General features: G+C 69.7%; 21 protein-coding genes. 13 read left to right on the top strand and 8 right to left on the bottom strand.

Going from position 1 to position 23,229, the window contains the following annotated elements:
- Positions 1-272 precede the first annotated feature (272 nt).
- Together ACF08M_RS25080 and ACF08M_RS25075 are read right to left on the bottom strand one after the other, a co-directional pair.
- A complete protein-coding gene (locus ACF08M_RS25080) occupies positions 273-1,028 on the bottom strand; it encodes a hypothetical protein (RefSeq protein WP_392187521.1) in 756 nt (251 codons plus the stop codon).
- A 39-nt stretch (positions 1,029-1,067) separates the two neighbouring features.
- Positions 1,068-1,343 carry a hypothetical protein gene (locus ACF08M_RS25075; protein ID WP_392187520.1) on the bottom strand — a complete coding sequence of 92 codons (276 nt, stop codon included), beginning with the start codon at positions 1,341-1,343 and terminating at the stop codon, positions 1,068-1,070.
- A gap of 299 nt (positions 1,344-1,642) precedes the next feature.
- Here ACF08M_RS25075 and ACF08M_RS25070 point away from each other — a divergent pair, with 299 nt between their 5' ends.
- A complete protein-coding gene (locus tag ACF08M_RS25070; RefSeq protein ID WP_392187519.1) occupies positions 1,643-2,614 on the top strand; it encodes a LuxR C-terminal-related transcriptional regulator in 972 nt (323 codons plus the stop codon).
- A gap of 275 nt (positions 2,615-2,889) precedes the next feature.
- Here the strand turns inward: ACF08M_RS25070 and ACF08M_RS25065 are convergent, their stop codons facing one another.
- Together ACF08M_RS25065 and ACF08M_RS25060 are read right to left on the bottom strand one after the other, a co-directional pair.
- Positions 2,890-3,765, bottom strand: a complete 876-nt coding sequence (locus ACF08M_RS25065; protein ID WP_392187518.1) for a phosphotransferase — start codon at positions 3,763-3,765, stop codon at positions 2,890-2,892.
- 275 nt (positions 3,766-4,040) lie between these two features.
- Positions 4,041-5,897 carry a serine hydrolase gene (locus ACF08M_RS25060; protein WP_392187517.1) on the bottom strand — a complete coding sequence of 619 codons (1,857 nt, stop codon included), beginning with the start codon at positions 5,895-5,897 and terminating at the stop codon, positions 4,041-4,043.
- A gap of 192 nt (positions 5,898-6,089) precedes the next feature.
- On the opposite strand from ACF08M_RS25060, the gene ACF08M_RS25055 reads away from it, so the two are divergent.
- From ACF08M_RS25055 to ACF08M_RS25035, 5 genes are all read left to right on the top strand, one after another.
- Positions 6,090-7,199 (top strand): NAD(P)H-dependent flavin oxidoreductase, encoded by a 1,110-nt coding sequence (locus tag ACF08M_RS25055; RefSeq protein WP_392187516.1) that lies wholly within the window; start codon positions 6,090-6,092, stop codon positions 7,197-7,199.
- A complete protein-coding gene (locus ACF08M_RS25050; RefSeq protein WP_392187515.1) occupies positions 7,196-8,746 on the top strand; it encodes an acyl-CoA synthetase in 1,551 nt (516 codons plus the stop codon). The genes ACF08M_RS25055 and ACF08M_RS25050 overlap by 4 nt, the downstream gene beginning before the upstream one ends.
- Positions 8,747-8,893: 147 nt before the next feature.
- Positions 8,894-9,322, top strand: a complete 429-nt coding sequence (locus tag ACF08M_RS25045) for a DUF3592 domain-containing protein (RefSeq protein ID WP_392187514.1) — start codon at positions 8,894-8,896, stop codon at positions 9,320-9,322.
- Positions 9,323-9,445: 123 nt separating this feature from the next.
- The gene (locus tag ACF08M_RS25040; RefSeq protein WP_392187513.1) at positions 9,446-10,192 is read left to right on the top strand and encodes an alcohol dehydrogenase catalytic domain-containing protein; all 747 of its coding nucleotides are present in this window, start codon (positions 9,446-9,448) and stop codon (positions 10,190-10,192) included.
- A gap of 31 nt (positions 10,193-10,223) precedes the next feature.
- Positions 10,224-11,723, top strand: coding sequence for an acyl-CoA synthetase (locus tag ACF08M_RS25035; protein WP_392187512.1), 1,500 nt, complete (start codon positions 10,224-10,226; stop codon positions 11,721-11,723).
- Positions 11,724-11,837: 114 nt separating this feature from the next.
- On the opposite strand, the gene paaK is transcribed toward ACF08M_RS25035, so the two are convergent.
- Complete coding sequence (gene paaK / locus ACF08M_RS25030) at positions 11,838-13,127, bottom strand: phenylacetate--CoA ligase PaaK (protein WP_392187511.1); 1,290 nt, start codon at positions 13,125-13,127, stop codon at positions 11,838-11,840.
- Positions 13,128-13,582: 455 nt separating this feature from the next.
- Positions 13,583-15,220 carry an FAD-dependent oxidoreductase gene (locus ACF08M_RS25025; protein ID WP_392187542.1) on the bottom strand — a complete coding sequence of 546 codons (1,638 nt, stop codon included), beginning with the start codon at positions 15,218-15,220 and terminating at the stop codon, positions 13,583-13,585.
- 266 nt (positions 15,221-15,486) lie between these two features.
- Between ACF08M_RS25025 and ACF08M_RS25020 the strand changes: the two genes are divergently transcribed.
- The 7 genes from ACF08M_RS25020 to ACF08M_RS24990 all read left to right on the top strand — a co-directional run bounded on the left by ACF08M_RS25020 (position 15,487) and on the right by ACF08M_RS24990 (position 20,812).
- Positions 15,487-16,608 carry a SchA/CurD-like domain-containing protein gene (locus ACF08M_RS25020; RefSeq protein WP_392187510.1) on the top strand — a complete coding sequence of 374 codons (1,122 nt, stop codon included), beginning with the start codon at positions 15,487-15,489 and terminating at the stop codon, positions 16,606-16,608.
- 76 nt (positions 16,609-16,684) lie between these two features.
- Positions 16,685-17,137 carry a cupin domain-containing protein gene (locus tag ACF08M_RS25015; RefSeq protein WP_392187509.1) on the top strand — a complete coding sequence of 151 codons (453 nt, stop codon included), beginning with the start codon at positions 16,685-16,687 and terminating at the stop codon, positions 17,135-17,137.
- A complete protein-coding gene (locus ACF08M_RS25010) occupies positions 17,134-18,402 on the top strand; it encodes a beta-ketoacyl-[acyl-carrier-protein] synthase family protein (RefSeq protein WP_392187508.1) in 1,269 nt (422 codons plus the stop codon). The genes ACF08M_RS25015 and ACF08M_RS25010 overlap by 4 nt, the downstream gene beginning before the upstream one ends.
- A complete protein-coding gene (locus ACF08M_RS25005; RefSeq protein WP_392187507.1) occupies positions 18,399-19,649 on the top strand; it encodes a beta-ketoacyl synthase N-terminal-like domain-containing protein in 1,251 nt (416 codons plus the stop codon). The genes ACF08M_RS25010 and ACF08M_RS25005 overlap by 4 nt, the downstream gene beginning before the upstream one ends.
- 15 nt (positions 19,650-19,664) lie before the next feature.
- A complete protein-coding gene (locus ACF08M_RS25000) occupies positions 19,665-19,922 on the top strand; it encodes an acyl carrier protein (protein WP_392187506.1) in 258 nt (85 codons plus the stop codon).
- 1 nt (position 19,923) lies between these two features.
- On the top strand, positions 19,924-20,403 hold the full coding sequence (locus ACF08M_RS24995; RefSeq protein WP_392187505.1) for an SRPBCC family protein: 480 nt from the start codon (positions 19,924-19,926) through the stop codon (positions 20,401-20,403).
- A 76-nt stretch (positions 20,404-20,479) separates the two neighbouring features.
- Positions 20,480-20,812: a TcmI family type II polyketide cyclase gene (locus ACF08M_RS24990; protein WP_392187504.1), complete on the top strand. Its 333-nt coding sequence runs from the start codon at positions 20,480-20,482 to the stop codon at positions 20,810-20,812.
- 74 nt (positions 20,813-20,886) lie between these two features.
- Here the strand turns inward: ACF08M_RS24990 and ACF08M_RS24985 are convergent, their stop codons facing one another.
- Both ACF08M_RS24985 and ACF08M_RS24980 read right to left on the bottom strand, forming a co-directional pair.
- Positions 20,887-21,972, bottom strand: a complete 1,086-nt coding sequence (locus ACF08M_RS24985; protein ID WP_392187503.1) for a methyltransferase — start codon at positions 21,970-21,972, stop codon at positions 20,887-20,889.
- A 34-nt stretch (positions 21,973-22,006) separates the two neighbouring features.
- Entirely contained in the window at positions 22,007-23,074 is a 1,068-nt protein-coding gene (locus ACF08M_RS24980) for a nitrous oxide reductase family maturation protein NosD (RefSeq protein ID WP_392187502.1), read from the bottom strand.
- Between the last annotated feature and the right edge of the window lie 155 nt (positions 23,075-23,229).

Below are 23,229 nucleotides of genomic sequence, written 5' to 3'. Positions count from 1 at the left end.
GGCGGATGACATGGCAGAACTCGGCTCTGACGGGTCCCGGGTCGTCACCTCAGGTCGACAACCGGTGACGACTTTTCGCTTGTTCCATTGGGTGTGCCTGCGGATTGGTGTGCCTGCGGAAGCAGATGAGGGTGCGGACGACGCCGGGGCGGGGCGAGAGACCGGCTGTCGCGTCGGAGACGTCGCCCGGTCTGCCCGTGGCGCGGAAGGGCGCCACGGGCAGACCGGCTGCGGCTGCCCGACGTGGTTCGAGGCTTCACGCGTGGCGTGGCCTAGGGAATGACACGGTTCCTCAGGTTGTGAGGGTAGGGGCCTTCGCCGTGGATTCTCAGTTCCGCGGCCACGTCGAAGCTGTAGTAGGGGTGTGAGGCGAAGTAGCTGTCCAGGTTGGTGCCGCCGAAGCAGATGAGATCCGATCCACCCGCCGAGTTGGGCCCGTTGCAGAGGCTCAGCGTCGGGTACTGGAACCCGTCGAGCGGGCGGAAGCCGGTGCCACCGGGGCCGGGAACGGGCAGGTGACCGACGAGCCCGCCAGGGTCGCCCGGCCAGTTCGACTCGCCGGGCTGCCGCCGGCCGTCGGCGAACAGGATTCCCTGGATGTTCCGGCCGGGCGGTTCGGTTTCCAGGACGGTGCCCGCGACGAGAGCGCCGAGGCTGAATCCGACGATGTACACCTTGGTGCTGAGGTCACACCCGTAGGTGACGTAGAGGTTGTAGAGCGCCGTCCTGAGGTTGGCGACACCGGCGTCGACATCGGCGTACAGGTTGATGTCGTTGACACTGTTGGGGTAGGGAATGCGCACCGGGTTGGCTCCCTCGGGAGCGAGAGCCGGGTCCAGGAGCTTCTGAGCCCCGCCGTCCTGCCAGCCCGGGACCACGAACATGACCGGCCCGCAGGGCTGGGCAGGACGTGCGGGAGCGGCCTGGACCGTACCGGCCGACCCGATGATGGTGCTGGCCACGCCGACGATCGACAGGACGATGGACAAGAACCGCCTCTGTCGCGCCGGTACGAATCTTCTCGTCACGATTTCTCCTTTCGATGGTTGCATCCAGTGCCGGCCGGGCTACGTCAGGGACGCCGACTGGGCGGCGTTGTAGACGGCCTGCTCCTCGTCACCGAAGTGGGTGGAGCTCATATTGGGACCTTCCTGCCAGCCGAGGACGCCGATGATCTGGCCGGGGTCGTCGTAGCGGGAGAAGACTCCGGCCTGGAGGCCCGCGCCGGTGGTGGGGTCGAAGTTCTGCAGCACGGCGCCGCCGCTGCATCCGGGCGACAGGGCCCCGGGCATCACGTCGCTGTAGTAGACCGGGTCGGCCCGGGGGGTGCCCTGGGCGACCATGAGGTTCCGGCCGTCGAAGGTCCGCTGGAGCTCCGGGGAGAGGGGCGGCCGCCACGGCGGCGACTGCTGCCCTCTCGCTCGGGAGCAGGACGGACAGGACTGGTCTCATCAGGTGTCCTCGGGGTGGGCTGGATGCCATGGGACCGGTGGTCAGCCGGATACCGGAATTCTCACTGCGGTGCTTCGCACAGCGCCATACCGAGGCGGTGGCGCACCTGGGCCACTGGCACACGTGCGCCACCGCGCAGTAGGCTTCGGCGGCCGGGCGGGCCGGCCCCGGTACGGGCGAAGGGAGTGCCGTGCACGACGTGTTGGACCCGGAATCCGACCGCGGGCGCGTCTACCGATCCCTGGTCGGTCACCCACATGAGCCCGTCGGCCGGCTGGCGGCCCGGGCCGGGCTGGGCGAGGCCGTAGTGCGGGCGGTGCTGAAGGAACTCGCCGCCGAGGACATCGTCATGACGACGGACACCGGCGGCGGGGAGGAACTCTGGGAAGCACTGCCGCCCACACAGGTCGTCGAGGCGCTGCTGCAGCGCGATGCCGCCCTGTGGAAGGCGCTGCGCCAGGCCGGAACGGAGCTGGAACAGCTCTACCGCTTCGCCAGGAGGGATGCCGGACACTACGGCGCGCTGGAGGTCGTCGAGGACGCCGCCCGCGTCCTCGCCGTCAGCCGGCAGCTTCAGCAGTCCGCGCGCCACCAGCTCCGGACCATCGACGTGCCACCGTACTCCGGCACGGTCGAGCACTACCTCGGTCAGGAGGTGCTCCAGCGCGAGCACATGGCCGCTGGAGTCGTCTACCGCACCATCTACCACGGATCCGCGTTCGACGACCCCATCGCGGGGCCCAACATGGCCCGTATGATCGAGGCCGGGGAACTGGCGCGGACACTGGACGATCCACCCATGAAACTCGCCATCGTTGACAGCGAGCTGGCAGTGGTCACCCTCGCCGCCGACGACCACCCCGGTGTCGTCTCTCTCCTGGTACGTCCCTCCAGCCTCTTCCGGGCGATGTCCAACGTGTTCGAGTCCCTGTGGAGGCTCGCCGTCCCCGTTTCGGCGACGGGCACCGGCACCCAGATCGACGCCCGGGACCGCCAGGTCCTCACCCTCATGGCCAGCGGTGCCACCGACGACGCGATCGCCCGACGCCTGGGCCTGGGCCGCCGCACCGTCGTACGCCGCGTCTCCGTCCTCCTCGCCAGGCTGGGCGCCACCACCCGCTTCCAGGCCGGGGTCCAGGCGGCCCGGCGCGGTTGGCTCTGAGCCCGACTCTGTCGGGGATCTCGGTGTCGGGCCCCCATCCGACTCCCTTCTCCGCCTTGGATTCGATGGCCCCGGACGCCGCTCCTTCTCCCGCTGCCCATCGTGGGAGAGGTCGTCAGGGGCGGACCGCCGAAGTGGCGCCCTCATGACTGGTCGGCACGCCGACAATCCTGCCGTGGACCGAATGGCCGCGCAGGCCGATTCACCGGTCGGTCGCCCCTGCGGCAGCACATGAGCTCCGGGGCGGCATGGCGCGGCATGTTCGCCTCTCCCCGTCACAGGCGTTGTTCGGCCAGATCGAGCCAGTGCCCGACGTCGCCCGGAGGGAAATGCCGGATGGCCCAGTCGGCCATGCGCAGACTCATATGCGCCCAGGCGGGGCGCAGGACGTCGTCGGGCAGGCCGTCCAGGATGTCGTCGAGGCGGCTCGTGACCCCCGGGGCCTGCTCGTCGGCGTGCAGCCCGAAGCGCAGGGTGACCAGGTCGAAACGGCGGTCTCCCCGGCCGGCGCCGTCCCAGTCGATGACACCGGAGACCGAGCCGTCGACGGCGAGCAGGTTGCCCTGGTGGAAGTCGTGGTGCACGACATCGTGGCCGGCCATGTGGCGGGGGTGATCGGCCCCGACCGACCTGATCCGTCGCTCCAGTTCACGGCCGCGCCGGCCGTGCCGGCGCAGCGGCTCGTGAAGACAATATCCGGGGCCGTCGTCGAGCAGATGCAGGTCCACCGGCGGGACATCCGGACGCCCGGCCAGCAGCCCCGCCTGCGCCTCGTTGAGGGCGAGCGCCCGGTCCAGCCCGTCGTGGTCCAGACGTCGCACCGGCGTGCCCGCCAGCAACTCCTGGACCAGCACCACCGCGTGATCCACCTGGACCGCCAACTCCGTCGACGGGCAGGGATACCCCTGTGCGAGAAGTACCTCGCACACCGCCAGCGGCCCCTTGCGCAGATCCTCGATCGGCGTCTTCGGCCGCCACGTCAGCACGGACCGGTGACCGTCCGGCCACCGCACATACGCGGCACCGGTCTCTCCTCCCGGACACGGTCCCTCCACCACCAGCCGGACACCCGCCTCGGCATGGAGAGCCTTCGCCATTCGGTCGGCATCAAGTCGCGCCGTGCGTGTCCAGATCTGCGGAGATGTCGTCATCGGAGCATTCTCCGTGACCGGGCCCCGCTCTGCGGAAGGGGCCCGGTCAGCGCTGTCCCGGGGTGGCCGGCTCACACAAATGCCTGGTCCACGCGGCGCCCGGCTGCGGTGACCGTGCCGGGGAAGGGGAACGGCCTCTCCCGGCACGGCCTCTCCCCGGCACGGCCTCTCCCCGGCACGGCCGGCCAACGGCTCGACGGCCCGTTGCAGGCCGCTCCGGTCCGCAACCACCCGCCTCGGCCCGTCGTGGTCCGCCACCTCTGTCCCAGCGCGTCTCAGTTCGCCGACGCCGTCCATCCCAGTGTCTCGATGCGCGCGGCATCGCCGGGGCGGCTCTCGTCGAAGACCGTCCGGCTGCCGTCCTCGACCCGGACGGCGTCCACGTACACCCCGCGCCCGACGTACAGCTGATCCGTGGCGTACCGCCACCGCAGCCGCACCTCCTTGCCGCGCCACGCGGCGAGGTCCGCGTCGAGACGGTGCCAGACCCGGCCGGACCAGCCCGACACCGCGCCTGCCGGGTGGGGCTCGGGTCCGGCCTCCGGGTGGTGGTCGGCGGCCATCGGTACGGTGGTGAACGGCACGGGCTGCCAGGTCGCCCCGGCGTCCGCCGACGCCTCCAGGAAGAGGAAGTCGGAGCCGGGCTCGGTGTCCCACCAGAGGGCCGAACTCAGCCGGGCCCGCGTCGAGGCGAGACGCAGCGCGGGCAGCGTGAGCGTGGCACTGGTGCCGCTCGCCAGTCCCGAGAACCACGCCGTACGTCCCCGGGCGGGACGGACCGCGACGGCGCGCGCCATCTGGTTGGCGGTGGCGACACGGGGCGCGCTGCCGGAACGCCAGCTGCGCACCGGGTGCACCGAGTTGCCGAGGACGATCAGGAACGAGTCGGTGCTCGGGTCGAGCACCAGGCTGGTGCCGGTGAACCCGGTGTGGCCCGCCGTACGAGGTGTTGCCATCGCCCCCATGTACCAGTGCTGGTAGAGCTCGAAGCCCAGACCGTGCGCATCGCCGGGGAACGCGGTGTTGAAGTCCGTGAACAGCAGGTCCACCGATGCCGCGGAGAGAATCCTCGCGCGGCCGTAGACCCCGCCGTTGAGCAGCGTACGGGCGAGGACCGCGAGGTCCCAGGCGCAGGAGAAGACCCCCGCGTGACCGGCCACCCCGTCCAGGCTGTACGCGTTCTCGTCGTGCACCTCGCCCCAGACCAGTCCGCGGTCGAGGCCGGACCAGGGGAGCCGGGCGTCCTCGGTCGCGGCGATCTTCGGTTTCCAGGAGGCCGGCGGGTTGTACCGGGTGCGGTGCATACCGAGCGGAGCGGTGATCTGCTCGCGGAGCAGCACATCCTGCGTGCGGCCGGTGATCTTCTCCAGGACCAGTTGCAGCGAGATCAGATTGAGGTCGGAGTAGAGGTACACCGTGCCGGGCGGGTTGGCCGGTATCTCGTTCCACAGCAGCTCCAGCTTCCCCTCCCGCGTCGGTGCCTTGTACAGGGGAATCCAGGAACGGAATCCCGACGTGTGCGTGAGGAGCTGACGGATCGTGATGTCCTGCTTGCCGCCACCGGCGAAATCGGGCAGATACGAGGCGACCTCGGCCTCCAGCTCCAGCCTGCCGCGCTCGATCAGCTGCACGGCAAGGATCGAGGTGAACAGCTTGGACACCGAGGCCAGGTCGAAGACCGTGTCCTCGGCCATGGCGATCTGCTGATCGGGCGGGAACTCCACCCCCGTGTCGGTCTTCTCGTCGTACGCCGCGTAGCGCACGGCCTTGCCGATCGGGTGGTGCAGAGCCACCGTGCCGCCTCGCCCGGCGAGCAGCACCGCACCGGCGTACCAGGGGTGCTCGGGGGAGTCGGAGAGGAACTTCTCCGCATCGGCGACCAGTTGATTTAGACGGTCCTGCAACAACCCGGCACGGGCCGCGGATCCGCGTCGCAGTGTGGGCCGGCCCTGCGCGGACGCCGCGTTCATCCCGGTGCCTGTACGCAAACCCGACGCCTCCGCCTCCGCCTCCATGGCCGACGCCCGCTCCGCGAACGGAATCGACGCCAGGGCGAGTGCTCCGCCCAGGGCCAGCATCCCACCGCCCAGCCCGCGTCGGCTGATCCCTCTCCCGGCCGCGTCCTCGGTCATCCGGAGCCCCTTCCTGCCGTTTCCTGCCGAGTGAAAGTAATTTTCGAAATCGTGTCCGAACGTGAAACTTCTTTCCGAGGCAGAGGCTACTGTCACCACTGCCGTCGCGGAGGTCCCCGGCGTCACAAAGAATCTGACACTGCATCAGAAAATCTCTTCCCTCGCATGTCCGGCTGCGGCATCCTGCGGCCCATGGAGACGGAGCTGAGCAAGAAACTGGGAGTCGAGCACGCCATCTTCGGCTTCACGCCGTTCCCCGCGGTGGCCGCCGCCATTTCCCGGGCCGGCGGATTCGGCGTACTCGGCGCGGTTCGCTACACCGCCCCGGACGACCTGGCACGCGACCTCGACTGGATGCAGGGGCACACCGACGGCAAGCCGTACGGACTCGACGTCGTCATGCCCGCGAAGAAGGTGGAAGGGGTGACCGAGGCCGATGTCGAGGCGATGATCCCGGCCGGACACCGCCGGTTCGTCCAGGACACCCTGGCCGAGCACGGCGTACCGGAACTCGCCGAGGGCGAGACGTCCGGCTGGCGCATCACCGGTTGGATGGAGGAAGTTGCCCGCAGCCAGCTCGACGTCGCCTTCGACCACCCCATCAAACTCCTCGCCAACGCCCTCGGCCCACCGCCCGCGGACGTCGTCCGCCGCGCCCATGACCAGGACGTTCTCGTCGCCGCGCTCGCCGGAAGTGCCGAGCACGCCCGCCACCACGCGGACGCCGGCATCGACGTCGTCGTCGCCCAGGGGTACGAGGCCGGTGGCCACACCGGTGAGATCGCCTCCATGGTCCTGGTCCCGGACGTGGTCGACGCGGTGGGACCGCTCCCCGTTCTCGCCGCCGGCGGCATCGGCAGCGGCGAGCAGATCGCCGCCGGGCTCGCCCTCGGAGCCCAGGGCGTGTGGCTCGGCTCCCTCTGGCTGACGACCAAGGAGGCCGACCTGCACTCCCGCGCGCTGACACGCAAGCTGCTCGCTGCGGGCTCCGGCGACACCGTCCGCTCCCGTGCGCTGACCGGCAAACCCGCACGCCAGCTCCGTACCGCATGGACCGATGCGTGGGACGACCCGGCGGGGCCCGGCACCCTGCCGATGCCGCTCCAGGGGCTGCTGGTGGCCGAAGCCGTCTCCCGCATACAGAAGTACGAGACCGGTGCGCTGCTCGGCACCCCCGTCGGGCAGATCGTCGGCCGGATGAACACCGAGCGCAGCGTGCAGGCCGTATTCGACGATCTGACCCGCGGCTTCGAGCGTGCCGTGGACCGGATCGACCGCATCGCCGGACGGAGCACCTCATGAACCGCCCGCCCAACGGTTTCTGGGCCCAGGCCGCCGCCGACCCCGGCCGCACGGTCCTGACCGCACCCGACGGTGAGAGCTGGACGGCGGGCCGGCTGCACGCCGCGGCCAACCGCCTGGTCCACGGGCTGCGCGCGGCCGGGCTCCAGCAGGGCGACGCCTTCGCGGTCGTCCTGCCCAACGGTCCCGAGTTCTTCACCGCCTACCTCGCGGCCACCCAGGCGGGCTTCTATCTCGTACCCGTCAACCATCATTTCGTCGGCCCCGAGATCGCCTGGATCGTCTCGGACTCCGGCGCCAAGGTGCTCATCGCCCACGAGCGGTTCGCACAGGCGGCGACCGCGGCCGCCGACGAGGCGAAGCTCCCGGCCGGCCACCGCTACGCCGTGGGCACGGTCGACGGATTCCGCCCGTACGCCGAACTGCTCGAAGGACAGTCCGACGAGCCCCCCGAGGCCCGCACCCTCGGCTGGGTCATGAATTACACCTCCGGCACCACCGGCCGGCCGCGCGGCATCCGGCGGCCGCTCTCCGGCAGGCTTCCCGAGGAGAGCCACCTCGGCGGGTTCCTCGGCATCTTCGGCATCAGACCCTTCGACGACAACGTCCATCTGGTCTGCTCGCCGCTCTACCACACCGCCGTCCTCCAGTTCGCGGGCGCATCCCTGCACATCGGGCACCCCCTGGTCCTCATGGACAAGTGGACGCCCGAGGAAATGCTGCGGCTCATCGACACCCACCGCTGCACCCACACGCACATGGTCCCGACCCAGTTCCACCGCCTCCTCGCCCTCCCCGACGAAGCGAAGGGGGCATACGACGTCACCGCCATGCGTCACGCCATCCACGGCGCGGCCCCCTGCCCCGACCACGTCAAACGCGCCATGATCGACTGGTGGGGGAGGTGCGTCGAGGAGTACTACGCGGCCAGTGAGGGCGGCGGTGCCTTCGCCACCGCCGAGGACTGGCTGGCGAAGCCGGGCACCGTGGGCCGGGCCTGGCCGATCAGTGAACTCGCCGTCTTCGACGACGACGGAAACCGCCTGCCGCCCGGCGAACTCGGCACGGTCTACATGAAGATGAACACCGGCGGCTTCACCTACCACAAGGACGAGAGCAAGACGAGGAAGAACCGCATCGGTGACTTCTTCACCGTCGGCGATCTCGGCATCCTCGACGAGGACGGCTACCTCTTCCTCCGCGATCGCAAGATCGACATGATCATCTCCGGTGGTGTCAACATCTACCCGGCGGAGATCGAGGGCGCTCTCCTCGGCCACCCCGCGGTCGCCGACGCCGCGGTCTTCGGCATTCCGCACCCCGACTGGGGCGAGGAGGTCAAGGCGGTCGTCGAACCGGCCCCGGGACACCGGGCGGGGGACGCGCTCGCCGCCGCGATCCTGGACCACTGCGAACACCGTCTCGCCGGGTACAAGCGTCCCAGGAGCATCGACTTCATCGCGGAGATGCCCCGCGATCCCAATGGCAAGCTGTACAAGCGGCGGCTGCGCGACCCGTACTGGGAAGGGCACCGACGGGCACTGTGACACGTCCGGACCCACCCGCCCACACTCCCCGGTCACCTGTGGCCCTTGCCGACGACCGGCCGTCCACGGGATCATGACGGCCCACAGTGATCCGGCCGCCGAACCGTACCGGTGTCCGGCGGGATCGATACCAATCCGGGGGAGTCCGTGGTCATTGCCATCGTGTATTTCGTGGTCGCGGTGGGCGCGGCCGTGTTCTACGGCGGGATACTGGACCGTCAGCTCCAGGGACCGCGGCTGCGGGCCGCCTGGGCGGACGGCCTCACCGCCGAGGCCCGGTGCACGGCCGTGCGTACGGAGGAGGGCCAGGACGCCGAGGGAGTACCGGTCGTCCACACCTACCCGACGCTGGAGTTCCGCACGGCCGACGGCCGCACCGTCAGCTTCGAGGAGCGGCAGGCGCGTTCGGCCGCGGCCGAGGGGGAGTTCCTGACGGTGTACTACGACGCGCGGAACCCGGAGGCCGCGACCACCCGCGCCCCGTCGTTCCTTCCGCGTCACGCCAGGGCGGTGACCGCCGCCGTGGGCAGCGTGCTGGCGGCGGTCACGGCGACCGTCCTGGCCCTGGTTCTCTGACCGTCGTCCCGGCCGCGGCTCTCCGGGAGCTGTACCGGCCGCGGCCCCTTCGGGCGTCGTCGGCAGGGTGCGTCCACGGCTCAGAAGCGCTGTTTCCCAGCAGATGCCCCTGGGTTGACGTCGGTGACCGAACACAGCTTTGCCTTGCACGGCGTCGGCAGCAGGTGCTGCCGCGACACCGATAGGGAGGTACCTGTGCGCGCACTTGTCTACCTGGGCCCCGGTTCCATCGTGCTTCAGGAGCGCCCGGCGCCACGCGTCGGCGCCGACGACGACGTGGTGGTGAAGGCCGTCGGCACCGGGATCTGCGGGACCGACCGCAAGATCCTGCTCGGCCGCTTCCCGGCCAGGCCGGGGGTGGTGCTCGGTCACGAGTCGGTGGGTCTGGTCCAGGAGGTGGGCGCCGGGGTGCGGTCGCTTCAGGGAACTGCTCATCGAGGTCATGCGGCGGATCCACACGCCCGGCTTCGAGACTCCCTCGGAGTTCTTCCACCACTTCGTCGGCGAGGAGAACGACCACATGTGGTTCTTCGCCACGTTCTGCCTCAAGTACGCCGGCAGGATCTACCCCGACAAGAAACTGAAGCTGCCCGAGACCCCACGGGACGCGGCGGTCGAGAACTTCCTGGTGTTCGTCCGGATTCTGGTCTTCGAGCAGATCGTCGACCACTACAACGTCCGGCTCGCGGCCGACGAACGCCTGTCCCGCGGCCGGCGCGACGGACCACGCCGACTACGGCTCCGCCTGCGGGCTGCTGCTCGTGCCCTGCACCTTCGCCGCCCTGCTCGCCACCCGCACCCGCCGCACGTGAACGAACCCGCGGCACCCCTCAGCCCTGCCGGTCTCCCGACCGGTGCCCGAGCTCTTGACCACCGGGTTCCGGCCGCACAGGATCACGCCATGACCGGTGTACGGAGCAGCACAGTCGACGGTGTCGTGGCCCGAAGCGCCCGGCGCACCCCCGAGCGCACCGCCCTGCGGTACGCGGAGAGGTCCTGGACCTACGCGGAACTCGACGCGGCCGTCAGCACCGCGGCGGCGTTCCTCACGAGTGAGCACGGGCTGCGCCCCGGCGACCGGGTCGCCTGTTACGCGCACAACTCCGACGCGTACCTGATCGGCTTCCTCGCCTGTGCCCGCGCGGGCCTGGTCCATGTGCCGGTCAACCAGAACCTCACCGGCGACGACCTCGCCTACATCCTCGAACAGTCCGGCAGCACCCTCGTCCTCACCGACCCGGACCTCGCCGGCCGAATTCCGGCCCCGCTCTCCGTACGCCCGCTGCGCGACGCACCGGACTCCCTCCTCGACGCCACCGCCACGCCCCGCCCCTTCGTCCCGGAGCGCGAACCGGCCGCGGGAGACCTCGTCCAGCTGCTCTACACCTCGGGCACCACCGCACTCCCCAAGGGTGCGATGATGACCCACGGCGCGCTCGTCCACGAGTACGTCAGCGCGATCACGGCGCTCGACCTGCGCTCCACCGACCGGCCGGTCCACTCACTGCCGCTCTACCACTCCGCGCAGATGCACGTGTTTCTGCTGCCCTGTCTCGCGGTCGGCGCACAGAACATCGTCCTCGACGCACCCGATGCGAACCGGATCTTCGAACTCGTCGAGACGGGGCAGGCCGACAGCCTCTTCGCTCCGCCGACCGTCTGGATCGGCATCTCCCGGCACCCCGGCTTCGCCACCCGTGAACTCGGCGGGATGCGCAAGGCCTACTACGGCGCGTCGATCATGCCCGTGCCCGTACTGGAACGGCTCCGGGACCGGCTGCCCGCGCTCGCCTTCTACAACTGCTTCGGGCAGAGCGAGATCGGCCCGCTCGCCACCGTCCTCGGGCCGGACGAACACGAGGGCCGGATGGACTCCTGCGGCAGGCCCGTCCTGTTCGTCGAGGCCCGGGTCGTCGACGAGGACGGCAACGAGGTCCCCGACGGCACGGCCGGTGAAGTGGTCTACCGCTCGCCGCAGTTGTGCGAGGGCTACTGGGACAAGCCCGAGGAGACCGCGGAGGCCTTCCGCGACGGCTGGTTCCACTCCGGGGATCTCGCCGTGCGCGACACGGAGGGATTCCTCACCGTCGTCGACCGGGTGAAGGACGTCATCAACTCCGGCGGCGTCCTCGTCGCCTCCCGCCAGGTCGAGGACGCCCTCTACACCCATCCCGCCGTCGCCGAGGCCGCGGTCGTCGGCCTGCCCGACGACCGCTGGATCGAGGCGGTCACCGCCGTGGTCGTCCTGCGCGGCGAGGCGACACAGGCCGAACTCATCGACCACGCCCGCGAGCGGCTCGCCCACTTCAAGGCCCCGAAGCAGGTCCTCTTCGTGGACGGACTGCCCCGCAACGCGAGCGGGAAGATCCTCAAGCGGGAGCTGCGCGAACGGTTCGCGTAGGGGATCCGGGCAGGTGCCGTGTGCGCGCCCGCCGACGCGATGGTTTGGACCCTTCGGAAGCCCACGGCAGGAGCGAGCGGGCCCCGCCCGGCACGAACCGGGCGGGGAGAGGCTCTATCGGCCGCCGCGCTCGTCCACGATCCGCTTGAACTTTCCCACGGACCTCTCCAGTGTCCCGGGGGCGACGATCTCGACCCCGACCGACACCCCGATCCCGTCCTTGACGGCCGCCGTGATCGACTCCGCGGCGGCCGACCGCTGCTCCGGGGTGGCCCCCGCGCGGGCCTCCACCCGCACCGTCAGCGCGTCGAGACGGCCCTCGCGGGTCAGCCGCAGCTGGAAATGTGGCGCCACCCCCGGTGTGCGCAGCACGATCTCCTCGATCTGGGTGGGGAAGAGATTCACCCCGCGCAGAATCACCAGATCGTCGCTGCGCCCGGTCACCTTCTGCATCCGCCGGAACACCCGGGCCGTGCCCGGCAGCAACCGGGTCAGGTCCCTCGTCCGGTAACGGATCACCGGCATGGCCTCCTTGGTGAGCGAGGTGAAGACCAGCTCGCCCTCCTCGCCGTCCGGCACCACCTCACCGGTGAACGGGTCGACGACCTCGGGATAGAAGTGGTCCTCCCAGATGTGCAGCCCGTCCTTGGTCTCCACGCACTCCTGCGCGACACCGGGCCCCATCACCTCCGACAGGCCGTAGATGTCGACCGCGTCGATCGCGAACCGCTCCTCGATCTCGCGCCGCATCCCCTCCGTCCAGGGCTCGGCACCGAATATCCCGACCTTCAGGGAGGTCGTCCGCGGATCGACGCCCTGCCGCTCGAACTCGTCGAGGAGCGTCAGCATGTAGGACGGAGTCACCATGATGATCTCGGGCCGGAAGTCCTGGATCAGCTGGACCTGACGGGCCGTCATGCCACCGGAGGCGGGAATGACCGTACAGCCGAGCCGTTCCGCTCCGTAGTGCGCGCCGAGTCCGCCGGTGAACAGCCCGTATCCGTACGCCACATGGACCTTCTGGCCGGGACGGCCGCCGGCCGCCCGGATCGAGCGGGCGACCATGTCCGCCCAGGTGTCGAGGTCCCGCTCGGTGTAGCCGACGACGGTCGGACGGCCCGTCGTCCCGCTGGACGCGTGGATCCTCCGCACGTGCTCCTCGGGGACGGCGAACATGCCGAAGGGGTATTTGTCCCGTAGATCCGCCTTGGCCGTGAAGGGGAAGCGGGCAAGATCGGCGAGCGAACGGCAGTCGTCCGGGCGCACCCCGGCCTTGTCGAACGCGGCGCGGTAGTGGCCGACGTTCTCGTACGCGTGGTGCAGCGTGGCCCGCAACCGCTCCAGCTGGAGTGCCTCCAGCTCGTCCCGGCCCAGTCGTTCCGCCGCGTCCAGCAGAGCCGTCATCCGGATCTTCCTCTCCCGAGCAGACGACCGACCATTCGGTCGATCTCTCGGTAGTAGTAATTCAGGTGGCCCGCATCCTGGCAAGAGGGGTGACGCACCGTATCTGCTCGCGTACGCACCGCATCGCGGTTGCGCTCTTCCTGAACGCCGAGTGGTCCGGTTGGTGGTTTCGGCTGGTTGGCGGTGCCGTCGGCCAACGCCCAGCTGGACGAACCGGGCCCGGCCCGGTGGGAACGGATCGGCGGGATCACCGTCCCGATCCTCGTCATCGGCGGTGGTCCTGCCCGTCGGATCGCCCGGGACGGGCTCGTCCGGATGGCGGGACGGATACCCCTGGCCGCTTTGTCACCATCGACGCCGGACACCTCGTGCACACCGTGCGGCCGGACGAATTCCTCGCGGAGCTCAAGGCGTTCGGCCCGGCCCGAGCTACTCCCGGAATGTCGGCGGCGAGGTCAGATCCGGTGCAGCAGCGAGGTCAGGACCTCCTGGAGAGTGGTCTCCGCATCGGCCACGGACCCCGTCGAACGCCAGGCCACGAATCCGTCGGGACGCACCAGCACGGCGCCTTCGGGTGTCGTGCCGTGGACCTCGGCCCAGTCGGCCCCGTTCTCCGGTTCCAGATCCGCCCCCGGGCCGATGCCGTACACCGGAAGGCTTACCGACAGTCGGTCGGCAACCCGTGCTGCCGCCTGCCGCCACACTGTGTCCTCACCGTCCGTGAGCAGTACGAAGGTCTGCTCGTAGAGATCCAGAGTGGACTTGCGATCACCGGCCTGACGGACCCACAGATGCGGTGCCCTGCTTCCGGGTTGACCGTTCAGCTGCATTCCCTGCGGCACCACCGGCTGCTCCGGATCGGCGCCCAGCACGGCACCGCGGACGTAGCGGTAGCCCAGTGCCACGGTGAGCATGCCGCCCTGCTTCCCGCCCCCCACGCCCGGCGCCGCTGCGTATCCCGGGTGGCTGTGCTCGCTGGAACGCGCCGAAGCCCGCGCACTCGTCACCTGTGCCACCGGCATTCGCTCCGCCCCGTAGGTGTCCAGCAGTCCCGGACCCGCCTCTCCCCGCAGTACGGCGGCGAGCTTCCAGGCCAGGTTGTGTGCGTCCTGAATACCGGTGTTGGAACCGAACGCCCCGGTGGGGGACATCTCGTGGGCCGAGTCCCCGGCGAGGAACACCCTGCCGGACGAGTACTGATCCGCGACGCGCTCCGCGGCATGCCACGGGGCCTTGCCGGTGATCTCGATGTCGATGTGCGGAGCGCCGACCGCCGCGCGGATGTGCTCGGCGCACCGCTCGTCGGTGAAGTCCTCAAGAGTTTCGCCGAGTTGGGGCTGCCACGGGGCGTGGAACACCCACTCCTTCTTGTTGTCCACCGGCAACAGGGCACCGTCCGCGGCGGGGTTGGTCAGGTAGCAGACGATGAAGCGCCGGTCGCCCAGCACATCGGCGAGCTGATGGGAACGGAAGGTGATGCTCACGTTGTGGAAGAGGTCGCCGGGCCCCGTCCGGCCGATGCACAACTGCTCACGGATGGGGCTGCGCGGCCCGTCGGCCGCGACGAGGTAGTCCGCGCGCACACCGATGTGCTCCCCGGTCTCCCGGTTCTTGAGTGTCGCCCCCACCCCCGACCCGTCCTGGTCGAAGCTCTGCAATTCGGTAGAGAACCGCAGGTCACCCCCTTGTTCGCGGGCCAGCTTCACCAGCACGGGTTCCAGATCGTTCTGGCTGCACAGGCACCAGCCGCTCGGGCTGAAACGGGCGAGCCCGCCACCCGGGTCGATCTCCTTGAACAGCCACTCCTGGTCGTTCCCGGTGAGGGAACCGGCTTGCAGGATGCCGTGGTTGTCGGCGAGTACCGACGCAGCTTCCCGGATGCCCGGCTCGGCGCCCGCCGTACGGAACACCTCCATCGTGCGCACATTGTTGCCGCGCCCACGCGGATGCGTCGAGGTGGATCGGTGCTTCTCGACCAGCAGATGCTCGATGCCGAGCCGGCCGAGGAAGAGTGAGGTGGACAGGCCCACCAAGGAGCCGCCCACGATGAGGACCGGGACGCGAATGTCTCGGGTGTCGACGTTCTCGTTCATCAGTTGCTCCAGCTCGGACGCTGTTCTGTTGCCTTGTTCCATGCCCTTGTCGGAGGGGTTCGGACGGCCGCTCACCTGAACGGTTCATAAATCTCGCGCCGCCCGGACCAGCGTTTCACGATCGGTCACGGAGACGATGCCCGCGGTAACGGGGGCGGACCGCTCACATCCGCCGGAGGAGTCCCCGCTCCGAACCACTCGCCAACCGACGGTTGACGGCATGCCATCCGGCCTGTCCACAACACCGTCTCGAAGGAGATCGAAAGATGACCACCACCCTCTCGGAACGGATTTCCCAGTCCGCCTTCGACGGCTCCAGGCTGCGGGTCGTCCTGCTGCTGGACCTGTACGACGGGGCCCAGAAACAGTTCCTGGAGGCGTATGAGCACCTGCGCAATCAGGTGGCATCCGTTCCCGGGCACATCAGCGACCAACTGTGCCAGTCCATCGAGAACCCCTCGCAGTGGCTGATCACGAGTGAATGGGAGAGCGCACCTCCTTTCCTCGCCTGGGTCAACAGCGAGGAGCACGTCGCAACGGTGCAGCCGCTGCACAACTGCGTGCGCGACACCCGTTCGCTTCGGTTCAGCGTCCTGCGGGAAACCGGGAAGGCATTCGAGTCGGCAGTCGAGTCGGCCAAGGGCCGGCTCCAGTCTTCTCCCCGTCTCGGTGACGGAGTAGTGCGCCACGCGCTGACCTTCACCGTCAAGCCCGGTACCGAGGACATCGTGGCGAAGATCCTGGCCGACTACGAGTCGCCGAACGCTCGTGTCGACGAAGACACCCGTTTGCGCCGCACCTCGCTCTTCATGCACGGAAACCGCGTCGTGCGGGCGGTCGAGGTCGAAGGCGACCTCCTCGCGGCCCTGCGCCACGTCGCCCGGCAGCCCGAGGTCAGAGCTGTCGAAGAGGCCATCAATCCGTACCTGGAGCAGGACCGGGACCTCAGTGACCCGGACTCGGCCCGGATGTTCTTCACCCGGGCGGCGCTCCCCACCGTCCACCATGTGACCGCGGGCCGGCATCAGGCCGAGGACATCCGTCGGCACGCGCTCTTCTACCAGGCCAAGGAGGGCTGCGGCATGGCACTCGCCCGGCTGCTCGCCAGCCACGACGAGGAGGCGGCCGACGATCCCGCGAGCATCATCGACAGCAGCACCATCTTCCAGCGCGACGACGTCGTCGTCCGCCTCCTCGAAGCGGTCGAACCCATCGACGCCCAGGCCGCCCAGGCGGTCGGCATCGACGGCCCCGGCAAGTTGGCCAGGCTCGGACGCCTCCTCGACGGCGGCGCGAGCGCCGTGCCCACGAACGACCGGGGGATCGCGCAGTTCCTCGCGCAGTCCGAGATGACCCTGATCACCGATCGGCGGTCCATGGAGTCCTGAACCGCGCATCCGCACCCTGGGGGGTTCTCGCTCAACCCGTCAATACAACGCGCAACGCGCCAGGAGGAAAGCAGTCATGACCATGCACCGGCCACGCATCGTGGACCTCAGCGAGACGCAGCCCAACCGCAGGCGCGGGGGCGATCTCCGCGCCATGCTCACGCCGACAGCGGTGGGAGCCACCAGCGGTTTCATGGGGCTCGCCATCGTTCAGCCCGGCGACCGCATCGGCGAGCACTACCACCCGTACTCCGAGGAGTTCGTGTACGTGGTGAACGGCCTCCTGGAGGTGGACCTGGATGGTGAACCGTACCGGATGTGCCCCGACCAGGGCCTGCTGATCCCTCCCCATGTACGCCACCGGTTCCGGAACGTCGGCGACGTCGAGGCACGCATGGTCTTCCACCTCGGCCCGCTCGCCCCGCGCCCGGAACTCGGCCATGTCGACACCGAGCACACGGAATCCGCCGAGCACGCGCAGTCCGCCGGTCGCGTCGCGCCGCCGGAACGAACGGAGGCCGCCTCATGACCCGCCGCGTGGGGGTCACCGGCGTCGGTGTCGTGGCCCCCGGCGGCGTCGGCGCACCGGCGTTCTGGGACCTCCTCGCGAACGGACGCACCGCGACCCGGGGCATCACCCTCTTCGATCCGGCCGGCTTCCGCTCCCGTATCGCCGCCGAGTGCGACTTCGACCCGGCGGCGCACGGACTGGACGCGGACCAGGTCGCCAGGTCCGACCGGTACGTCCAGTTCGCGATGGTGGCCGCCAGGGAGGCACTCGGCGACGCGGGTCTCGACCCGGAGAAGGTGGACCCCTGGCGCATGGGGGTGTCGTTGGGCACCGCGGTCGGCGGCACCACCCGACTGGAGCACGACTACGTCGCCGTCAGCGGCAGCGGTGCCCGCTGGGATGTCGACCACCGGCCGGCCGGCCCGCATCTGGAGCGGGCCTTCTCACCCAGCTCCCTCGCCTCGGCGGTGGCCGAACAGGTCGGCGCGCACGGCCCGGTGCAGACCGTCTCCACGGGCTGCACCTCCGGCCTGGACGCGATCGGGTACGCCTTCCACTCCATCGAGGAGGGCCGCGTCGACGTCTGCATCGCCGGGGCCTCCGACTCACCCATCACCCCGATCACGGTGGCGTGCTTCGACGCGATCAAGGCCACCTCGGCGAACAACGACGACCCGGAGCACGCCTCCCGGCCGTTCGACTCCCGCCGCGACGGCTTCGTCATGGGCGAGGGCGGAGCGGTGCTCGTCCTGGAGGAACTGGAGCATGCCCGCGCCCGCGGAGCGACCGTCTACTGCGAGATCGCCGGCTACGCGACCTTCGGCAACGCGTACCACATGACCGGGCTGACCCCCGAAGGACTGGAGATGGCCGAGGCGATCAACCGGGCCCTCGACCACGCCCGGATGGACGGTTCGCAGATCGACTACGTCAACGCACACGGCTCGGGCACCAAGCAGAACGACCGGCACGAGACGGCCGCCGTGAAACGGGCACTGGGCGCACACGCCTACAAAGTACCGATGAGTTCCATCAAGTCCATGGTCGGCCACTCGCTGGGGGCGATCGGGGCCATAGAGATCGCGGCCTGCGTACTCGCCCTGGTCCACCAGACGGTGCCCCCGACGGCGAACTACGAGAGCCCGGACCCGGAGTGCGACCTCGACTATGTGCCACGCACTGCACGTCCCCTGAAGCTGCGCAGCGTCCTCTCGGTCGGCAGCGGATTCGGCGGCTTCCAGTCTGCGGTGGCCCTGACACGAACAGGTGGGAGGACACCATGAGAACCCGTAGAGCCCGGCGCGCCGTCGTCACCGGCATCGGTGTCGTCGCCCCCAACGGAACCAACACGGAGGCATTCTGGAAGAGGACGCATGAAGGCGACAGTGTCCTCGACCGGGTCACCCGCGAGGGGTGCGAGCACCTTCCGCTGCGGGTCGCGGGCGAGGTGCGGGGCTTCGAGCCGGTCGAGCTGATCGAAGAGCGCTTCATCGTCCAGACCGACCGGTTCACGCATTTCGCGATGGCCGCAGCGGACATCGCCCTGGACGACGCCCGGCTGGGCCGTGCCGACTACGAGAACTCACCGTTCGACGTCGGCGTGGTGACCGCGGCCGGATCCGGCGGCGGCGAGTTCGGGCAGCGCGAACTCCAACGGCTGTGGGGACAGGGATCCACCTATGTGGGTCCGTACCAGTCCATCGCCTGGTTCTACGCGGCCAGCACCGGCCAGATCTCGATCCGTGGCGGCTTCAAGGGGCCGTGTGCGGTCGTGGCCAGCGACGAGGCCGGCGGCCTGGACGCGCTGGCGCACGCCGCCCGGTCGATCCGCCGCGGAACCGAAGCGGTGGTGGTCGGTGCGGCCGAGGCCCCGTTGGCGCCCTACTCGGTCGTCTGCCAGCTCGGGTACGAGGACCTGAGCACCGGCGACGACCCCGCCCGCGCCTACCGGCCGTTCACCTCGGACGCCCACGGCTTCGTGCCGGCCGAGGGCGGCGCCATGCTGGTGGTCGAGGAGGAGCAGTCGGCCCGTCGGCGCGGGGCCCGTGTCCGGGCCGAAGTCGCCGGGCACGCCGCCACGTTCACCGGAGCCTCCCGATGGGAGGAGTCCCGGGAGGGCCTCGCCCAGGCGATCATCGGCGCCCTGCGCGAGGCCGACTGCGCACCGGACGAGATCGATGTCGTCTTCGCGGACGCCCTCGGCGTACCGGCGGCCGACCGTGCCGAGGCACTCGCGATCGCCGACGCACTGGGCGCGCACGGCCGACGGGTACCGGTGACGGCGCCCAAGACCGGCATCGGGCGCGCCTACTGCGGGGCACCGGTGCTGGATGTGGCCGCCGCCGTGCTCTCCATGGAGAACGCACTGATACCGCCCACGCCGAACGTCTTCGAGGTGTGCCACGACCTCGATGTCGTCACCGGCAGTGCGCGCTCCGCCGACCTGCGCACGGCGCTGGTACTGAGCCGCGGGCTCATGGGCTCGAACGCGGCGATGGTGCTGCGGCGTTCCACCGACACCCACATGTGAGAAGGAGAAGTCCTCATGACCGATCGACTGACCTACGCGGAACTCGCCTCCCTGATGAAGAAGGGCGCCGGACTCACCGTGGACCCGCGCGACATGGAGAAGCGCCCCGGGTCCGCCTTCGACGAGTTCGGCCTCGACTCGCTGGGCCTGCTCGGCATCGTGGGCGTGCTGGAGAACCGGCACGGCAGGGCGCTGCCGACCGACGCCGACCGCTGCAAGACCCCCCAGGAATTCCTGGACCTCGTCAACAACACCCTCATGCAAGGAGCCTGACGTGCCTGGACGCACCGAGAACGAGATCACCATCGCCGCCCCCCTTGATCTCGTCTGGGACGTGACGAACGATCTGGAGAACTGGCCGCGGCTGTTCAGCGAGTACGCCGCGGTCGAGGTCATCGAACGGGACGGCGACAGGACGAAGTTCCGCCTGACCATGCACCCCGACGAGAACGACAAGGTATGGAGCTGGGTCTCCGAGCGGACCGTCGACCGGGCCGGCCGCGCGGTCCGCGCCCGCCGGGTCGAGCCGGGCCCGTTCCAGCACATGAACATCCACTGGGAGTACTCGGAGGTCCCCGGCGGTACGAAGATGCGCTGGACCCAGGAGTTCGCGATGCGGCCCGACGCACCGGTCGACGACGCGTGGATGACCGACAACATCAACCGCAACTCCAAGGTCCAGATGGAACTCATCCGGGACAAGATCGAACAGCGTGACCGGGAGCGCCGTACCGCCTCGGTTTCGGCCCGCTGACCCGCCGTCCGCCCCACGGTCCGGCACCCCGCCGTCCGGCCGGGTGCCGGGCCGGGAACCAGAAAGGCATCCCACGATGCACCACGCTCTGATCGTCGCCCGGATGGCACCCGGTTCGGCGCCGGACATCGCCGACCTGTTCGCGGCCTCCGACAGCACCGAACTGCCGCACCTCATCGGCGTCACCGGGCGCAAGCTGTTCCAGTTCGGCGACGTCTATCTGCACCTGATCGAATCGGAGCGCCCGCCGGGCCCCGAGATCGCCAAGATGACGGAGCACCCGGAGTTCAAGGACATCAGCGACAAGCTCACCGCGTATGTGAGCGCGTACGACCCGAAGACCTGGCGCAGCCCGAAGGACGCCATGGCCCACGAGTTCTACCGGTGGGAACGCGGCGTCACCGCTTGAGCGATGGAGACCGCCCCGGGTCCGGCCAGTCGGCCGGACCCGGGGCGGTCTCCATCGCTCCCGGGGGAGGGGAATCAGTCCGGGACCACGCATTCGAAGGCGTGGAGGTAGGCGTTGACCGGTACGACCTCGCCGATCAGCAGGCCGGCGTCCGAGATCCGGGCGACCAGGCTCTCCCGTGTGTGTTTCGCGCCGCCGACGTTGAGGAGCAGCAGCAGGTCCATCGCGGTGGTGAACCGCATCGAGGGGGTGTCGTCGACGAGGTTCTCGATGATGACGACCCTGGCTCCCGGGCGGGCCGCGGCGACGACATTGCGCAATGTCCGGCGCGTGCTGTCGTCGTCCCACTCCAGGATGTTCTTGATGATGTAGAGATCGGCCTCGACGGGGATCGCCTCGCGGCAGTCCCCGGCCACGATACGAGTCCGGCCGACGAGCGGTCCCTCGTCCCGCAGCCGGGCGTCGGCCCGCGCCACCACGCCCGGCAGGTCCATCAGGGTGCCGCGGACCGATGGGTGCTTCTCCAGCAGACTCGCCAGTACGTGCCCCTGGCCGCCGCCGATGTCCGCGACCACGGACACCCCGGTGAGGTCGAGGAGTTCGGCGACATCCAGTGCGGACTGCATGCTGGAGGTGGTCATGGCCCGGTTGAAGATCTGGGCCGACTCGTGGGCGTCCTGGTGGAGGTAGTCGAAGAAACCCTTGCCGTGCACGTCCGCGAAGACGCTCTTGCCGGTGCGTACCGCCTCGTCGAGGCGCGGCCAGACGTCCCAGGTCCAGGGCTCGGTGCACCACAGGGAGATGCTGCGCAGGCTGTTCGGGTCGTCCTCGCGCAGCAGGCGGGACATCTCCGTGTGGGCGAAGTCCCCGTCCGGGGTCTCGGTGAAGATCCCGTAGCAGGACAGCGCGCGCAGCAGCCGGCGCAGGGGCACCGGCTCGGTCTTCACCAGCGCCGCGAGCTCCTGTGCGGTCGCGGGCGTCTCGCCCAGGACATCGGCGACACCCAGCCGGGCCACTGCGCGCACGGCGGCCGCACGGGCCGCCCCGAAGACGATCTCGCGCAGTTGCATGGCCGGCTGAGGGGGCGGGACGGGGTGCGGGGCGACGGTGTGGACGGAGGTCGATGGGGCGGTGGCGGGGGTGGGACTCACAGTGGTCATGCTGTTTCGCCTTCCTCGTGCGGGGGTGCGCCGATCAGCACATCCCGGCCGGCGTGGACTTCGTGCAGACGTTGGCGACGAAGGTGTTGCCCTTACCGGTGTCCCCATTGGCCAGGTCGGCCGGCTTGTTGCCGAGCACGACATTGCCGCTGATGGTGTGGCCGGTGTTCTTCGTGCCCACGAAGCTCTTGAACAGCACGACGCCGCCGGAGAGCGGCGTGGCGCCCACGTTGTTGCTGATCGTGTTCGAGCGCACCTGGGTGTCCGCGGCGCCGGTGAGCACGATGCCGGAGCCCTGGATGGCGGGCAGGCGTTCGGTCTTGGCACAGAATTTGTTGTTGTCGGTGATCTGGTTGGACCGGATCGTCATCGCTCCGGCCTGCGGCTTGCCCTCGTCGCCCACGACGAACACACCGCTGCAGTTGGCGGTGAAGGTGTTGTCGTGGACGGAGAGGTTTCTGACGCGCCTGGCCGTGAAGCCGATCCGGTTGCCCGACAGCGTGTTGTCCTGGAGCTCGGTGCCCCGGGTGTCGGTGGCACCGCCCTCCTCGTCGACGGTGTTCGCGACGAAGATGCCCGCGTCGCCATTGGCGCGGGCGGTGTTGCCCATGAACATGCCGCGGGTCGAGCGCTCCTGGGCGATTCCCCAGACGCCGTTGTGTTCGGCGGTCACCCGCCGCACGGACAGCCGGTCCGTCCAGGAGGCCCAGACGCCGTTCTTCTTGAATCCGGAGACGGTCAGCGAGTCGATGCTCACGCCGTCGACGGTCCCGCCGGACCGGCCCAGGACGCAGACACCGCTGCCGGTCTTCGCGCAGGCGTCGGCGGACCGCGGGGCCTTCGCCGCCGGCTGGATGACGGTCCGGCCTCCGAAGCCACGCAGGGTGAGATTCGGCTTGGTGATCAGGACGGTCTCCCGGTACGTGCCGGGCATGACGACGACGGTGTCACCGGGCCGGGCGGCGTCCACCGCCTTCTGGATCGACTGACCGGGCTGCACCACGTGGGCGCTCGTGGCTGAGGCGGCGGGGATTGCCGCGCCGATTCCGGCGGCGGAGACGACCGCGACCGGGACAAGGCTCTTGATGTGTCGTTTCCTCATGAGCCGAAGCTATGGGCGATTTCCCCCCATTGCCACATAGGGTGAGCGGATGGGGACCTGGCGTGCCCGAATGGCTTACGCCGGGGTGGGCCACACGGTGCCGGGGAGGACGTGCAACGGCGCGCCCGGGCGACCCGGAGCGGCTCTGTCGCGGG

The sequence above is a fragment of the Streptomyces sp. NPDC015032 genome, assembly GCF_043080425.1.
Classification (GTDB): Bacteria; Actinomycetota; Actinomycetes; order Streptomycetales; family Streptomycetaceae; genus Streptomyces.
Note: the sequence above shows the minus strand (reverse complement) of the source record. Positions and strands in the feature narration are given on the sequence as shown.

Bases quoted from the DNA above. Each gene is read 5' to 3' on its own strand.
- ACF08M_RS25075 (WP_392187520.1), bottom strand. From the start codon at position 1,343: ATGGTCGCCCAGGGCACCCCCCGGGCCGACCCGGTCTACTACAGCGAC.
- ACF08M_RS25010 (WP_392187508.1), top strand. From the start codon at position 17,134: ATGACCCGCCGCGTGGGGGTCACCGGCGTCGGTGTCGTGGCCCCCGGC.
- ACF08M_RS25025 (WP_392187542.1), bottom strand. From the start codon at position 15,220: ATGAACGAGAACGTCGACACCCGAGACATTCGCGTCCCGGTCCTCATC.
- ACF08M_RS24985 (WP_392187503.1), bottom strand. From the start codon at position 21,972: ATGACCACTGTGAGTCCCACCCCCGCCACCGCCCCATCGACCTCCGTC.
- ACF08M_RS25055 (WP_392187516.1), top strand. From the start codon at position 6,090: ATGGAGACGGAGCTGAGCAAGAAACTGGGAGTCGAGCACGCCATCTTC.
- paaK (WP_392187511.1), bottom strand. From the start codon at position 13,127: ATGACGGCTCTGCTGGACGCGGCGGAACGACTGGGCCGGGACGAGCTG.
- ACF08M_RS24990 (WP_392187504.1), top strand. From the start codon at position 20,480: ATGCACCACGCTCTGATCGTCGCCCGGATGGCACCCGGTTCGGCGCCG.
- ACF08M_RS25035 (WP_392187512.1), top strand. From the start codon at position 10,224: ATGACCGGTGTACGGAGCAGCACAGTCGACGGTGTCGTGGCCCGAAGC.
- ACF08M_RS25000 (WP_392187506.1), top strand. From the start codon at position 19,665: ATGACCGATCGACTGACCTACGCGGAACTCGCCTCCCTGATGAAGAAG.
- ACF08M_RS25015 (WP_392187509.1), top strand. From the start codon at position 16,685: ATGACCATGCACCGGCCACGCATCGTGGACCTCAGCGAGACGCAGCCC.
- ACF08M_RS25005 (WP_392187507.1), top strand. From the start codon at position 18,399: ATGAGAACCCGTAGAGCCCGGCGCGCCGTCGTCACCGGCATCGGTGTC.
- ACF08M_RS25020 (WP_392187510.1), top strand. From the start codon at position 15,487: ATGACCACCACCCTCTCGGAACGGATTTCCCAGTCCGCCTTCGACGGC.
- ACF08M_RS25065 (WP_392187518.1), bottom strand. From the start codon at position 3,765: ATGACGACATCTCCGCAGATCTGGACACGCACGGCGCGACTTGATGCC.
- ACF08M_RS25060 (WP_392187517.1), bottom strand. From the start codon at position 5,897: ATGACCGAGGACGCGGCCGGGAGAGGGATCAGCCGACGCGGGCTGGGC.
- ACF08M_RS24980 (WP_392187502.1), bottom strand. From the start codon at position 23,074: ATGAGGAAACGACACATCAAGAGCCTTGTCCCGGTCGCGGTCGTCTCC.
- ACF08M_RS25050 (WP_392187515.1), top strand. From the start codon at position 7,196: ATGAACCGCCCGCCCAACGGTTTCTGGGCCCAGGCCGCCGCCGACCCC.